Origin of the sequence: Bradyrhizobium liaoningense, assembly GCF_018130955.1 — a bacterium.
GTDB lineage: Bacteria > Pseudomonadota > Alphaproteobacteria > Rhizobiales > Xanthobacteraceae > Bradyrhizobium > Bradyrhizobium liaoningense_C.
This window is the reverse complement of the sequence record NZ_JAFCJM010000005.1, coordinates 195,041-208,653: the sequence shown is the minus strand read 5'-3', so window position 1 is coordinate 208,653 and position 13,613 is coordinate 195,041. Positions and strand designations below refer to the sequence as shown.

General features: G+C 64.0%; 12 protein-coding genes and 1 tRNA gene. 5 read left to right on the top strand and 8 right to left on the bottom strand.

Annotated elements, in window-relative coordinates; translation table 11 throughout:
• Positions 1-99 precede the first annotated feature (99 nt).
• On the bottom strand, positions 100-600 hold the full coding sequence (locus tag JQ632_RS06435; RefSeq protein WP_212401440.1) for a hypothetical protein: 501 nt from the start codon (positions 598-600) through the stop codon (positions 100-102).
• Positions 601-662: 62 nt separating this feature from the next.
• Here JQ632_RS06435 and JQ632_RS06430 point away from each other — a divergent pair, with 62 nt between their 5' ends.
• On the top strand, positions 663-1,421 hold the full coding sequence (locus JQ632_RS06430) for an SOS response-associated peptidase (protein ID WP_212401439.1): 759 nt from the start codon (positions 663-665) through the stop codon (positions 1,419-1,421).
• Between the two features lie 118 nt (positions 1,422-1,539).
• Here the strand turns inward: JQ632_RS06430 and JQ632_RS06425 are convergent, their stop codons facing one another.
• From JQ632_RS06425 to JQ632_RS06400, 6 genes are all read right to left on the bottom strand, one after another.
• Positions 1,540-2,733 (bottom strand): CaiB/BaiF CoA-transferase family protein, encoded by a 1,194-nt coding sequence (locus JQ632_RS06425; protein WP_212401438.1) that lies wholly within the window; start codon positions 2,731-2,733, stop codon positions 1,540-1,542.
• A gap of 27 nt (positions 2,734-2,760) precedes the next feature.
• The gene (locus JQ632_RS06420) at positions 2,761-3,690 is read right to left on the bottom strand and encodes a glycine reductase (RefSeq protein ID WP_212401437.1); all 930 of its coding nucleotides are present in this window, start codon (positions 3,688-3,690) and stop codon (positions 2,761-2,763) included.
• A 320-nt stretch (positions 3,691-4,010) separates the two neighbouring features.
• Complete coding sequence (locus tag JQ632_RS06415) at positions 4,011-4,592, bottom strand: NUDIX domain-containing protein (protein WP_212401436.1); 582 nt, start codon at positions 4,590-4,592, stop codon at positions 4,011-4,013.
• 19 nt (positions 4,593-4,611) lie between these two features.
• Positions 4,612-5,067 (bottom strand): GNAT family acetyltransferase, encoded by a 456-nt coding sequence (locus JQ632_RS06410; protein ID WP_312015573.1) that lies wholly within the window; start codon positions 5,065-5,067, stop codon positions 4,612-4,614.
• On the bottom strand, positions 5,064-6,491 hold the full coding sequence (locus tag JQ632_RS06405; RefSeq protein WP_212401435.1) for an FAD-binding oxidoreductase: 1,428 nt from the start codon (positions 6,489-6,491) through the stop codon (positions 5,064-5,066). Before JQ632_RS06405 ends, JQ632_RS06410 begins: the two co-directional genes overlap by 4 nt.
• 71 nt (positions 6,492-6,562) lie before the next feature.
• Positions 6,563-7,552, bottom strand: coding sequence for an L-threonylcarbamoyladenylate synthase (locus tag JQ632_RS06400; RefSeq protein WP_212401434.1), 990 nt, complete (start codon positions 7,550-7,552; stop codon positions 6,563-6,565).
• A gap of 68 nt (positions 7,553-7,620) precedes the next feature.
• Between JQ632_RS06400 and JQ632_RS06395 the strand changes: the two genes are divergently transcribed.
• A tRNA-Pro gene (locus JQ632_RS06395) sits at positions 7,621-7,697 on the top strand.
• Positions 7,698-7,992: 295 nt separating this feature from the next.
• Here JQ632_RS06395 and JQ632_RS06390 read toward each other — a convergent pair.
• Positions 7,993-9,612 (bottom strand): XylR N-terminal domain-containing protein, encoded by a 1,620-nt coding sequence (locus JQ632_RS06390; protein ID WP_212401433.1) that lies wholly within the window; start codon positions 9,610-9,612, stop codon positions 7,993-7,995.
• Positions 9,613-9,902: 290 nt separating this feature from the next.
• Here JQ632_RS06390 and JQ632_RS06385 point away from each other — a divergent pair, with 290 nt between their 5' ends.
• From JQ632_RS06385 to JQ632_RS06375, 3 genes are read left to right on the top strand one after another with little or no spacing between them, the layout of a single operon-like run.
• Positions 9,903-10,418 carry a 2,4'-dihydroxyacetophenone dioxygenase family protein gene (locus JQ632_RS06385; RefSeq protein ID WP_212401432.1) on the top strand — a complete coding sequence of 172 codons (516 nt, stop codon included), beginning with the start codon at positions 9,903-9,905 and terminating at the stop codon, positions 10,416-10,418.
• 30 nt (positions 10,419-10,448) lie between these two features.
• A complete protein-coding gene (locus tag JQ632_RS06380) occupies positions 10,449-12,077 on the top strand; it encodes a GMC family oxidoreductase (protein WP_212401431.1) in 1,629 nt (542 codons plus the stop codon).
• Positions 12,010-13,515 (top strand): ABC transporter substrate-binding protein, encoded by a 1,506-nt coding sequence (locus JQ632_RS06375; protein WP_249151454.1) that lies wholly within the window; start codon positions 12,010-12,012, stop codon positions 13,513-13,515. The genes JQ632_RS06380 and JQ632_RS06375 overlap by 68 nt, the downstream gene beginning before the upstream one ends.
• The last annotated feature ends 98 nt before the right edge of the window (positions 13,516-13,613 follow it).

Here is a 13,613-nt window from a genome sequence, read left to right as displayed (position 1 = left end):
ACGAGGGAGCGTAACCCCTCACCCGGCGCTCCGCGCCGACCTCTCCCTAAAAGAGAGGTTGACCGTGCGTGCCGCAAGGTTCGACCGAATCTCATCGCGTCAGCCCGCCATTATGTTGTCGATGTCGGCTTCGCTGCCGCCATTGATGATGCCGCCGCAGGCCGCGATCAGCGGCTTGACCCAGAGGGTGGCCTGCTCGGCGAGGCGGACGCGGGTCTTGTCCTGCTCGACCTCGCGCATGGCCGAGCCGACCGCCGTCAGGATCGAGGTCATGGTGTCGGTGATGTGGTCGAACTGGGCGCGCACGGCAGGCTCGGTCCTCTCATAGGCCTCAATGGCGAGGTCGCGCGCCTTGAAATTCGAGGCCGTGAAATGCTCGGCATAGGACAGCGGCGTCCAGGTCAGAAAATCTTCGGCGCATTCCGGCATGTCCGGGACCATTTCGAGCAGCATCACGGCTTCATTGAAATGGTTCAGATAGTCGGTGGCAAGGCCGGTCCGCGGGTTGATATTGGCCACGCGCAGCCGCTCGGCCCAGGCCGCCGCCTCGGCGCCCGTCACGACTTGCTTTTGCGCGGGGGTGGCGACCATCGAGTTCATCGGGGGCAGTGTTAACGTTTGGGGTTAAAAGGACCTGAATGGACCCTATATAGGCTCTCAGAATGTGCGGACGCTTCGTCATAACCTCGGCCCCTGCGGCCCTGCGGCAACTCTTTGGCTATCTGGAGCAGCCGAATTTCCCGCCCCGGTATAACGTGGCGCCGACGCAACCGATCCCGGTCGTGTTCGTCGACAAGGGCGCGCGCCATTTCCAGTTGATGCGCTGGGGGCTGCTGCCGACCTGGGTCAAGGACCCCCGCGGCTTCACGCTCCTGATCAACGCGCGCTCGGAGACGGTTTTGGAAAAGCCCGCCTTCAAGAACGCGATTCGCAGGCGGCGCGGCCTGATCCCGGCCGACGGCTATTACGAATGGAAGGCGGAGGGCGGGCGCAAGCAGCCCTATTTCATCCACCGCGCCGACGGCGCGCCGCTCGGCTTTGCCGCCGTGTTCGAGACCTGGGTCGGCCCCAACGGCGAAGAACTCGACACCGTCGCGATCGTGACGGCGGCGGCGAGTGAAGATCTCGCCGCGCTGCACGACCGCGTGCCCGTGACGATCGGCCCAGAAGATTTCGAGCGCTGGCTCGATTGCCGCGGCGACGAGGTCGACGCGGTGTTGCCGTTGATGATTGCCCCACGCATCGGCGAGTTCGCCTGGCATCCGGTATCAACGCGCGTCAATCGCGTCGCCAATGACGACGAGCAACTCTTGCTGCCGATCAGCGCGGAGGAGATGGAAGCCGAAGCGCCGAAGCCGAAGAAGGTGGCGCGGAAGGCGGCCGCGTCGCAGGCCGATGACGGGCAGGGGTCGTTGTTTTGATCTTGGCTGCCGTAGGGTGGGCAACGCGAAGCGTGCCCACCATTGCGCGTCAAAAAAGCTGAGCGATGGTGGGCACGGCGCTGCGCGCCATTGCCCACCCTACGAAATCGGGGCGAGCCTACACTATCTCCCGCGCCCGCAGCTCCGCGATCTCAGCGGCATCGAACCCGATCTCACCCAGCACCGCATCCGTATCCGCGCCAACCTCCGGCGCCATGCGGTCGAGCTTGCCGCCGCCATGGGCGAGCCGAAAACCGCTGCCGGCGAAGCGCAGGCGGCCATAGGGCGTATCCAATTCCTGGATGGCGCCGCGTGCCGCAATTTGCGGGTGGTCGATGACCTCCTCGATCTTCCAGATGCTGGCGCAGGGTGCGCCGGCGTCTTCCAAAATGGTCTCCCATTCACGCGATGATTTTGTCGCCAGCGCCTCTTCGATGATGGAGCGCAGTGCGGGCTCGTTTTCGTTGCGCGCAAACCAGTCGGCAAAGCGCGGATCGCCAAACGTATCCTCGCGCCCCAGCGCGCTCATCAGCGCGCGATACTGTTTTTCGTTGTTGACGGCGAGTAGGATGTAGCCGTCGCCGCACCTGAACAGGTTCGCCGTGGTCTTGCGGCTGACCGCCTGGTTGCCCGAAAGCTGCTGGCGATGGCCGGCGACCGACCAGTCCGCGATCTGGCCCGACAGGAAGGCGAGCGTCGCCTCCAGCATGGAGACGTCCACGAGTTGGCCCTTGCCCGTGCGGTCACGCTGGTAGAGCGCGCTGGAGACGGCGAACGCAGCGGTCGCGCCAGAGAGCACGTCGCAGACGGCAAAACCCGCGCGCGTCGGTCCGGTCTCGGGATGGCCCGTGATCGCCATGATGCCGGACAGTGCCTGCACCTTGCCGTCATAGCCCGGCTTCAGGCGATCGGGTCCGGTCTGGCCAAAACCGGAGACGGCGCAGTAGATCAGCTTTGGATTGATCGCGGACAGCGCCTCGTAACCGATGCCGAGCTTGTCCATCACGCCGGGCCGAAAATTCTCCATCACGACGTCCACTGTCGCGGCGAGCTTCTTCACGATCGCGATCGCCTCGGGCTTTTGCAGATCGAGCGTCAGGCTGCGCTTGTTGCCGTTGACGGCCTGGAAGGCCGGCGCCAGGTTGCGCTCGGCCCATTCGCGCGACAGCGGCGTGCGGCGCATGTCCTCGCCCTCGCGCCGCTCGACCTTGATGACATCGGCGCCCAGCAGCGCGAGCTGGTAGCTCGCATAGGGGCCAGCCAGCACTTGCGTGAAGTCCAGGATCTTCACGCCCTCGAACGGTCGGGTCACGCCGCTCCTCCCTGATGTCTTTCTTGATCAGGCCGCGCGGTTGCCCCGCGCGATCTCCTTCTGCTTGTCGAACTCGGCACGGCGGCGCGCGAGTTCCTCCGGCGAGAGCTGCGCGACGTTGTTGTAGTCGAGCTTCCAGGAGGCGTCCTCGCTCCAGCGCAGCGGCGACTGCATGGTGGTCTGCGGCCCGCTCGCGGTCTCCAGCAGCCTTAGCGCCAGCTCGAGCGTCTGCGCCTGCGAGGCGACGTCGTGCGGCTTTCCGGCCGAATTGCCGAGCGGGAAGTCGGAGAATAGGAAGCGCGGCACGGCGGCGTGCTCGACGATATCTTTCGCGCAACCCATCACCACGGTCGGAATGCCGTTGGCCTCGAGATGCCGCGCGACCAGCGCGGTGGTCTGGTGGCACACCGGGCAGTTCGGCACCAGGATCGCGACGTCGACCTTGTCGGCGAGGCAGCGCGCGAGGATGTCGGGCGCGTCGGTGTCGAGCGTGACGCGATGGCTGCGGTTGGTCGGCGCGCCGAAGAAGCGCGGCGCGACCTCGCCGATGCGACCCGAGGCGGAGGCCTTCAAAAGCTGCGGCAGCGGAAACCAGGTGCCGTTGTCGGTCGCCGTTGTGTGCTTGCGGTCGTAGCCGATGTGCGAGATGCGCAGATCGTGTTGCTTGGTCGTGTCGCCGTCATAGACCTGGTAGAATTTTGCGCTGCCATTATACGCCGCGCCCGGTCCCTGGTCGCCCTTGGTCGGATCGTAGGGCGCAGCCGTGGTGATGATGGTCACCCGCGATTGGGCGAGTGGCTTCTTCAGCGGCTGGAACGGTGCCTCGACATAATGCGCCCAGCGATAGGGCGTGGTGTAGCCGATCGCCGTGTAATAGTCGCGCGTGCGCTGCATATAGGGGATGGGGGCGTCATAATCGGGCGCAAAGCCGAATTCGTCGTCGCGCGGGACTGACATGGTGCGCGTCTCCTCATGTTCTCGTTGCTGCCAGACTAGAGATAGTCGGCGCGATGCTCAACGGGGAGCAGGGCGGCGCAGGTCTGAGTTGCAGGCGTGAAATGGAGCCGAATCGACGATGCCACTTACCCTCCCCTGGAGGGCCCTGGAGGGGGAGGGTCGATCGCGCGCAGCGCGAGCGGGGTGGGGTGACGGTCCCTCCGCATCGAACGCTGCCCGTGTTGAGAGATCACCCCACCCCGGCGCTTTGCGCCGACCCACGAGCGAGCTACGCTCGTCTCGGACCCCTCCAGGGGAGGGTGAAGGCGCGCCCGCATCAGCTATCTGAAAATATGAAGCGCCGCGTGTTGCAGCAGCATGATCGTCTTCGCGTCCATGATGCGGCCGTCGGCGACCATGGCCAGCGCCTCGTCGATGCCGAGCTCCAGCACCTCGATCTCCTCGCCTTCATCGGCCAGGCCGCCGCCGTCACTGATCCGCATCTCCGGCTCGTACTCCGCGACGAAGCAATGGATCTTCTCCGTCACCGCGCCGGGGGTCATGAAGGCCTCGAACACCTTGTGGACGTCGTGCAGGCGGTAGCCGATCTCCTCCTCGGCCTCGGCACGGATACGCGCTTCGGGGGCGGCATCGTCGAGCATGCCGGCGGCGGTCTCGATCAGGAGGTCGTCATAGCCGTTGACGAAGGCGGGCAGGCGGAACTGCCGCACCAGCACCACGGTGCGGCGCTGGCGGCTGTAGGGCAGGAGCGCCGCGCCATTGCCGCGGTCATAGACCTCGCGCACCTGCGTCTGCCATTCGCCGTTGTTGCGCCGCCACTCGAACGTGGTCGATTTCAGCAGGTATTTCTTGTCGGAGAGCACGCGGACGTCTTTGACGCGGACGCGATCGGAAACGGACATGCGGGCCTCTATCGCGATTTCATGGAGTAGGTTCGCGGCCGTCGAGCCACTTTGCGAACATCACCGAGGTCGACTCGGCAAATCCAAGCGACGCATAGAACGCGTTGGCCTGCGCGTTCTCGCGCCGGACCAAGAGCTGGAGCTTCTGGATGCCGGCCTCGCGGAGCCAATCTTCCGCGGCAGCCATGATCGCCCGGCCGAGGCCGCGCGCGCGGCGGTCGGGATCGACTGCGACGTAATAGACCCAACCGCGGTGGCCGTCATGGCCGACCATCACCGTTGCCAGGATCGCGTTGCCCTCGCGCCCCACCAGGACGGTGGAATTATCGCGGCGCCGCGCGAGCGCGATGTCGGCGTGCGGATCGTTCCACGGGCGTGTCAGGCCGCAGCGCTGCCACAGCGCGACGACGTTTTCGATGTCGCCATCGGCGATCGGACCGATCGCGAGCGGGGTCGGCGAGACGGGCGCGTTCACAGCACTTTTCCCGGGTTCATGATGCCCTGGGGATCGAGCATCGCCTTGACCTGGCGCATGAGTTCGATCGCGGTCTTGTCCTTGACGTCGGGCAGCTCGTCGCGCTTGAGCACGCCGATGCCGTGCTCCGCCGAGATCGAGCCGCCCATGCGCAGCACGATGGCGAACACCACGGCGTTCACATCATGCCAGCGCGCGAGGAAGTCGGCACTGTTGCCGCCGACCGGCTGGCTGACATTGTAATGCAGATTGCCGTCGCCGAGATGACCGAACGGCACCGGCCGCGCGCCGGGGATCAGCTTGACAACCGCGGCGTCGGCTTCCGCGATGAAGGCCGGCACGGCGGCCACCGGCACGGAGATGTCGTGCTTGATCGAGCCGCCCTCCGGCTTCTGCGCCGCGGACATCTCGTCGCGCAGCTTCCAGAAGCCCGCGCGCTGGGTCAAATTCGCCGCGATCACGGCGTCGTCGACGATCTCGTCCTCCATGGCGCGGGCGAGAATTGCCTCCAACGTCGCGCGCGCATCGTCACGCGGCGAGGACAATTCCATCAGCACGTACCAGGGATGCTTCTCCTCAAGCGGATCGCGCACGTCGATGCCGTGGCGGATCGAAAAGTCGACCGCCATCTCCGCGAGCAGTTCAAAGCTCGTCAGCGCATTCGATGCTTCGCCTTGCGCGATCGTCAGCAGCTTGAGGGCAGCCGCCGGCGATTTCAGCCCGACGAACGCCGTCTCGACCGCCCGCGGCTTTGGAAACAGTTTGAGCGTTGCCGCCGTGATGATGCCGAGCGTGCCTTCCGCGCCGATGAAGAGGTTGCGCAGGTTGTAGCCCGTGTTGTCCTTCTTCAGCTTCGACAGCGCGTTGAGCACGCGGCCGTCCGCCAGCACGACCTCGAGCCCCAGCGCCATCTCGCGCGCGACGCCGTAAGCCAGTGCAGCGGTGCCGCCGGCATTGGTCGAGAGATTGCCGCCGATGGTGCAGCTTCCTTCCGCCCCGAGCGACAGCGGGAACAGCCGGTCGACCTCGGCCGCCTTCTGCTGCGCAATCTGCAACACCACGCCGGCCTCGCAGGTCATGGTGTTCGATGCCGTGTCGACTTCGCGAATCTTGTCGAGGCGCCGCAGCGACACCACGACCTCGCCATTGTGCGGCGTCTGGCCGCCGACCAGCCCGGTGTTGCCGCCCTGCGGCACCAGCGCGATTCTGTGCTCGGAGGCGAGCTTGCAGATCGCAGAGACTTCCGCGGTCGAGCCGGGCCGCAGCACGAGCGGCGAGCGGCCGTGGAACAGATTTCGCTCCTCGGTGACGTAAGCCTCGATGTCGGCCGCGTCCGTGATCGCGTGCCTGTCGCCGACGATCTTGCGGAATTTTTCGATCAGTTCGGGCGACAGCGGCGGGTTGGCGGATTTATTGACGTTCATCTCTTCTTACTCTTCATGATTTTGCGCATGATCTGATCGGAAAACCGCAACACACTTTTCCGGATCATGCGCTACCGCGCGACCGCGGCGCGCCGCAGCCGGTCGTTGATCGCTTCGCCTAACCCGTCTTCGGGCACCGGCATCACCGCAATTCCACGCGGGCTCTTCGCGTCGAGCGCGCGAAGATAGCCGAACAGATTGGCGGCGGCTTCATCGAGATCACCCGTGGGCGACAAATTCATGACGGCGGCCGCCGCTTCGCAGCCGGGTGAGCGTGCCGGGCCGAAGGCGAGCAGCGCCTCGCCGGGCTCAACGTCGCGCGCATTGAGCCGTACGGCGGCGCGGGGTGCGTAATGCGAGGCGAGCATGCCCGGCGCCAGCGGCTGAATGCTGTCGCTTTCGAGGTCGGCCGGCGGCCGCGCCAACGGCGCGCCGAGCACGGCCTCGATCCGCTCGCGCGCGAGCCCACCGGGCCGCAGCAGCATCGGCGCCTCGAAGCAGCCGACGATGGTCGATTCGACCCCGACCTCGACCTGTCCGCCATCGACGATCAGGTCAATGCGGCCGGAGAGGTCGGCCTCGACATGCGCGGCCAACGTCGGTGAGACGTGGCCCGAGATATTTGCGGACGGCGCCACCACCGCGCCGCCAAAGGCGCGCAGGATGTCTTGCGCGACCGGGTGCGCGGGAATGCGGATCGCGACCGTGTCGAGGCCCGCGGTCGCAAGCTCCGCGACAGGGCAATCGTCCGTCTTCGGCACCACCAGCGTCAGCGGCCCCGGCCAGAACGTCTCCGCAAGCGCGGTCGCGCGCGCGTCGAACCGGCCGATCCGCTTTGCTGCCGCGAGGTCCGCGACATGGGCGATCAGCGGGTTGAAGGCGGGCCGCCCCTTGGCCGCGTAGAGATGGGCGATGGCAACGGCGTTGGCGGCGTCCGCCCCGAGCCCGTAGACCGTCTCGGTCGGGAACGCCACCAGGCCCCCGGCGGCAAGCGTCCGGGCGGCGGCCTCGGCGGCGTCCCGGCCGGCCGGTCGAATCAGCGTTTTCAGGCCCGTTTTCACAGGGATTAAATTCCTTAAATCGGCCGCTTGCGGTGCGCCAAACCCGACGCTATAAGCCGCCTTCTTGTCGGAGTGTGGCTCAGCCCGGTAGAGCACTGCGTTCGGGACGCAGGGGTCGCAGGTTCGAATCCTGCCACTCCGACCATCCTTTCAAGTACTTATAGTTTCGATGTTTTTTGCGCGCAATGACGTGCGCAATGATTTGGGGCACGGCAGCCATGCCCGTCGGTCTCAAGGCCTACGCCAAGGAGGTCGAGGAGCAGATTGGGCAGATCCACGACGATCTTGCCCCGCTCCAGGCCGGAAAATGATGATCGGAGAGCGCCGGCGACGACCGGGATCGCATTTTGGTGAGTTCCTGTTCTCGGCAAGCAGCGAAGATGCCAAGGCGGGATCTCGCGCGCCTTAGTGTACAAATTGCAAAAGGTCAGAGCCGGTCCTCAATTCCCGGGATCGATTCCTCTCGCCCGATAAACGAACTGGGGCCTGGTGATGCCGAGCATCCGCGCTGCCGTCGAAATCTTCCCGCCCGAACGCCGCAGCGCCTCCGTGTAGATTCGTTGGCTTAGCTCGTTGATCGTGAGCGATTTGGCAGCCATCTGATCCACTATGCCACCTACATAGGTGTCTGCAGAACTCGGAGATGCCGTGACCAGGTCGCGCGAGAGGTGCTTCGGTTGAATTTCCCGCAATAGCCCGTTGCCGCCGTCGAGCCTGGCGTTGAACGAGGCGCTCAGGAGAACCGAGCGCAATTGCGGGAGGTTTCCGGGAAGAGCCATCGCCTTGAGCGCGTCGAGCGCCGCACGGGAGAGACGATACTGCGGCGAGGCGTCGTTCTCCTTCATCCCAGCGAGCATGGCACGAGCGATATCGGCGATGTCGCCACGCCGGTCCTGAAGGCCGGGAAGCTCGATCGGCAGAACCGCAAGAGCGAAGAGAAAGTCCCGGCGGAGCGCGGGTATGGCGATCAACTCGCTCAGTCGATGAGTGGATGTGCCGGCCAATTGCAGCCCGGGCGGCAGGTCCTGATTCTCGACTCTTTCGGCCAACAGGAGTTGGCATTCCTCGGGCAACGTCTCGATATTCTCCAGCAGCCACGTCTCACGCGATTGTTTCAATTTCCGCAGCCAGATATCGATCTGCTCGCTGGTGAGGGACCTGCAGACGAAGCGCCGCAATCGGCCGTCCGCTCCGTGGCGCTGCTGATGCAGGTAGCGCGCCGCGAGGTGTTTTCCGCAACCATGCGGACCGACGATCAGCGCAGGCAGCCCTCCTGCGGCAACGTTGTCCAGCTGGCTGCGGATGGGCTCCAGCACAACGTCTTCGAGGTTTGCAATCACGTGTTTGGTCGTCGTTCTTGTCGGCGCACGGATCGTCGATCCGACCCTGCCGCTCCTGCGCGGAAGGTCTGCAAGCGATGGAACGACTTCCTCGCGGAACATGCGAACCGTGGGGTCGTCGGCACCCCAGCCGTCGGCCGTCCTGCCGGTCACCCGGCAGTGCTTGTGCCCCATCGCGGCACATTCCGTTTCCTTGTAGACGATCAGTTTGTCGAAGAAGTAGCTGGCATATCCCGACGCGTAGCCGACCTGCATCCAGCAAACGGGCTCCGACGCGTTGCGTTGGCGATTGAGAAACTCGGTCGCCTCCATTCCACCGTGCCAGAGAAACTCCGCTGCAAACTTGTTCTGCTTGAAATCGAAGTCGTTGTAGACGGTCTGCACGCGCACGACGCCGGACATGGTGTGCATCCGCGTGCCTGCGGTGAACGCGTCCCCCAGGTCGAGTTCAGGCCAGGAGGTGCGGATGAACTCCGCATCTTGCGTTCCCGCCTGAAACCCCAACCGCAGCAGAATGACCTGCGCGTCGTGGGGCCCGAAGCGGCGGACCAATTCCTCCTGGAGCTGAACGGCGATCGAGGCGCGATGGAGGACGAGCCGCGCGTTGCGCAAGCTGATATGCGCGTGAGCGGGGTCGTACACGATCTGCGAGAGCATGTCCCGCAACGTCGGCCGTCCACCGCGATCGAGCAGGCTGCTCTCTTCGATCTTGGAAATCATTTGGCTGCACTCCCACCCACCAAGCTTTTCATCTCGCTGTAGAGTTGCCGAGTTTGCATTATTTGATCAATCGAAATTCATGAAATACTCCATTCCTATTCACCCCAATCGTCGCCGAGGCGCGTTCGCCGATCGCGATCGAGGAAAACATCTCTATCGTTATCAATAGTTTGATCGATGTTCGAACGGGCGGTTGCGGCGCAACAGCGATTTCCTCTTTGACCCTTTTCCGACCGGGGTGATTACCTCCGGCCAAAAGAGGGTCGAAGTGCTCTTGGGGGGAAATCGGAATGCGGGACGCGAGCAAGATCGTGAAGCTGCCGGATGAGCCACACGCGGAGGCGATCAGGCGCTATGCGAAGGAAGGGGCCTTCATCGCGGGTGACGACAAGTCCTCACCCTGGATTCCCTTTGGCGACGTCGCAGCCATCAAGCACCTGTGTTTCGACGTTCGCAACAACGCGGCAGCCAACATTCTGTGGGTCAAGAGCGGCGGGCGGATCGGCACACACAAGCATCGCGGCTTGGTCTCTGCCGTCACACTGGAGGGGTCTTGGGGCTACTACGAGTACGACTGGATCGCCAGGCCCGGCGATTTCATCTACGAGCTCCCGGGAGCGGCGCACACGCTCTATTCCGACGATCCCAGCGGGATGAAGGCCCTGTTCTGGCTGAACGGCGCCATCGAATTCTTCGATGACAAGGGCGAGCATGATTTCACCGCCGATGTCTTCTGGTTCATCGAACACTACACGCGCTACTGCGAGGCGAACGGCCTCCCAATCAACAACGACATGTTCATCTGAGCCTGGTTGCTGCGATTGGGGAGGGGGCACGTGGGCGAGTTTGACTACGTCATTGTAGGCGCCGGTTCGGCCGGTTGTGTATTGGCGAATCGCCTGAGCGAGGATCCGAAAGTCAGTGTCCTCGTGCTTGAGGCTGGCGGCAAGGACAACAGCATCTTCATGAAGATGCCGCTGGCGTGGCGCCAGATCTGGCGCGGTCCCAAGTTCAACTGGAATTACACGACGGAGCCGGAGCCCTTTCTCGACGGGCGGCGCCTGTCGCTCCCGCGCGGCAAAGTCCTGGGAGGCTCTTCGTCAATCAACGGCATGCTCTACGTGCGGGGACATCCGCGCGACTATGATTTGTGGCGGCAGGCTGGGTGCGAAGGCTGGAGCTACACCGACGTTCTTCCCTATTTCAAGCGCGCCGAGGGTAGCTGGCGAGGTGAAGGCGACTATCACGGCGGCGCTGGACCGCTCGGCGTCAGCCCAACCGACGTTTCCAACCTGAATTTCGAGTTGATCCGCGACACGGCGATTGCCGCGGGGATTCCGATGACTGAGGATTTCTCGGGCGCGCAGCCCGAGGGATTTGGCATCGTCGACCTCACGATCAAGAACGGCGTGCGCAGCAGCGCATCGGCGGTCTACCTCCGCCCCGCGTTGAAGCGGGCCAATCTCACCATGCAGATCGGCGCCCTGACGGAGCGGATCCTGATCGAGAAGGGCCGCGCGACGGGCGTGACCTACGTTGCGAACGGCAAGCGCGTGTCCGTTCGCGCGAGGCGCGAGGTGATCCTGTGCGGTGGGAGCTACAATTCACCGCAGCTTCTCCTGCTGTCGGGTATCGGGCCGGCAGATGAAATTGCCGAACACGGGATAACCCCGGTTCACGAACTGCCGGCCGTCGGCAAGAATCTATCCGAACACGTGGTGTTTCACATTCAATTCGCGATCAAGCAGCCGATCACCTTCCTGAGCCGCCTGCGGGCCGATCGCGTCGCGCTGTCGGTGCTGCAATGGGCCATGTTCCGCACGGGTGATTTTGCGACCCAGGCATTGACGGCACTCGCCTTCGTGCGCAGCCGTCCCGATGTCGAGCGACCGGACATACAGCTCTTTTTCAACTCGACGCGCATGGACGCCAAAGTGTGGTTTCCCGGAATCACGCCGGCGCAACAGCACATGCTGGAGGGATATCCGTCGATCAATTATCCCGAAAGCCGCGGCGAATTGCGTCTGCGCTCGGCCGATCCGCGTGACCCACCGCGTATCCAGCTCAACTTTCTGGGAACCGAAAACGATCGCGCGACAGCACGCGAATGCATTCGTTTGGTACGACGCATATACAACACGCCGCCGCTCGGCTCGCTGATCGAGCGTGAGACGTCGCCTGGCGCCGAGATCGTCTCCGACGCCGATCTTGACGCATTCGTCCGGCGAACCGCCGAGGTCGGCCATCATCCCGTCGGCACCTGCGCGATGGGAGTTGGGCCTGCGGCAGTGGTCGATCCGCAACTGCGCGTGCGGGGCCTGGAAGGGCTGCGGGTGGTTGACGCCTCGGTCATGCCAACCGTGCCGGGAGGCAATACCAACGGACCGACAATCATGATTGCCGAGCGCGCCGCGGATCTCATCGCCGGGAAGACGCCGCTTGCCCCGGCTTCGAGTGCACTTTGATGAGTGGGTTGTCGAGCGCGCGATCGCCGATGCCATGGCCATCCGGAGCGGCCGTCGAGATGCATGGGAGAGTGGCTTTCAACCGTGTGGAGCGCCGGCGGCGAGCTTCACAAAGAAGCGCAAGGTTTGTCGTAGCCGTCGATCACTTGAGCAAAGGGGGAGTTTGATGAGACCATCTGTAAAAGGGACCGTGGTGGCGGTCATATGCGCACTTGCAGCATTGGCGTTCGGTGATCCCGCAGAAGCCGCCTCGGCGCCGAAATGCGGATTGAATACGGGCAAGCCCGCAACCGGTGCGCCCATTCCGATCGGCGGGATTGTTGGTCGGACTGGCCCGGCGGACTTCAGCTCTTCGGGCGATGCGGCTGCGGCGTATTTCAAGTGCGTCAACGAGAATGGCGGGATCAATGGCCGCCCGATCGAATACACGCTGGAGGACGACGCCTGGAAGCCGGAGCAGGCCGCGCAAGCCGCTGCCAAGCTTGTGGTCGACAAGAAGGTGGTTGCCCTGGCGGGCAGCAACAGCTTCGTGGAGTGCGCGGCTAACGAAGCGACCTACGAGAAGAACGACGTGCTCGTCGTCGCCGGCGTCGGCATCCCCCGGGATTGCTTCTTTGGCAGGAACTATTCGTCGACGAACGCAGGTCCTCGATTGAGCAACCTTGGAGCTGTGCAGTACATGCACCAGAAATTTGGCATCAAGAGTGTCGTCTGCGTTGCGCCCAACATTCCCGGCGTTGGCGATTTCTCCTGCGACGGCGTCAAGGCGTGGGGAGCTTCCAAGGGCGTGGTGGTCAACGTGATCCTGATCGATCCCGCGGCGATCGACATGACCTCCATCGTCCTCCAGGCAATGTCCTTCAAGCCCGACCTGATCGAGGCGAGCTTGCCGCGTGACGGTGTGATCGCCTTGCTCAAGGCCGCCGAGGACCAGGATCTTGCTCCCAAGGTAAAGTTCGCCGCGCCGACCTCGGTCTACAATCTCGAGTTTCCGAAAACGATCGGTCCCTATTGGGACAACAAGGTCTACGCCCAGCTCGAGCTCGAGCCTTTCGACAAGAAATCACCCGACATGCTGAACTGGTATGCGGTGCTCGACAAATATGCCTCCAAGAATGTCCAGCGCGATACTTTCAATCAGGCAGGTTATCTGGCCGCGCGTTGGATCGTCGAGGTCATGCTGCAGATGGACCCGGCGAAGATCGACCGTGCATCCGTTACGGCCGCTCTCCGCGGCATGAAGTCGGGCCTTGAATCCGACATCGCGTGCGGCCCTTGGTATTTCGGCCCGGGCAATCGGCACAATCCCAACCACGCCGGATCGGTGGCTGTGACATCGGGCGGGCAATGGGTGACCCAGCAGTCCTGCTTCGAGGTCGAAGATCCCGATCTGTCCGACGTCCTGGCGACCGAGAAAGAGCTGGGCATTCGCAAATAGGCGGACGTGCTTGGACGGAATCGGAAATGGACCGAGTGCGATGATCGTCGCCCTCGGTCCCCGGCGGCATAGGCCGCCGTCCACCAACGGCAATTCAT

Coding starts and splice junctions, on each gene's coding strand:
- JQ632_RS06435 (WP_212401440.1), bottom strand. CDS start 600: ATGAACTCGATGGTCGCCACCCCCGCGCAAAAGCAAGTCGTGACGGGC.
- JQ632_RS06430 (WP_212401439.1), top strand. CDS start 663: ATGTGCGGACGCTTCGTCATAACCTCGGCCCCTGCGGCCCTGCGGCAA.
- JQ632_RS06420 (WP_212401437.1), bottom strand. CDS start 3,690: ATGTCAGTCCCGCGCGACGACGAATTCGGCTTTGCGCCCGATTATGAC.
- JQ632_RS06415 (WP_212401436.1), bottom strand. CDS start 4,592: ATGTCCGTTTCCGATCGCGTCCGCGTCAAAGACGTCCGCGTGCTCTCC.
- JQ632_RS06405 (WP_212401435.1), bottom strand. CDS start 6,491: ATGAACGTCAATAAATCCGCCAACCCGCCGCTGTCGCCCGAACTGATC.
- JQ632_RS06390 (WP_212401433.1), bottom strand. CDS start 9,612: ATGATTTCCAAGATCGAAGAGAGCAGCCTGCTCGATCGCGGTGGACGG.
- JQ632_RS06385 (WP_212401432.1), top strand. CDS start 9,903: ATGCGGGACGCGAGCAAGATCGTGAAGCTGCCGGATGAGCCACACGCG.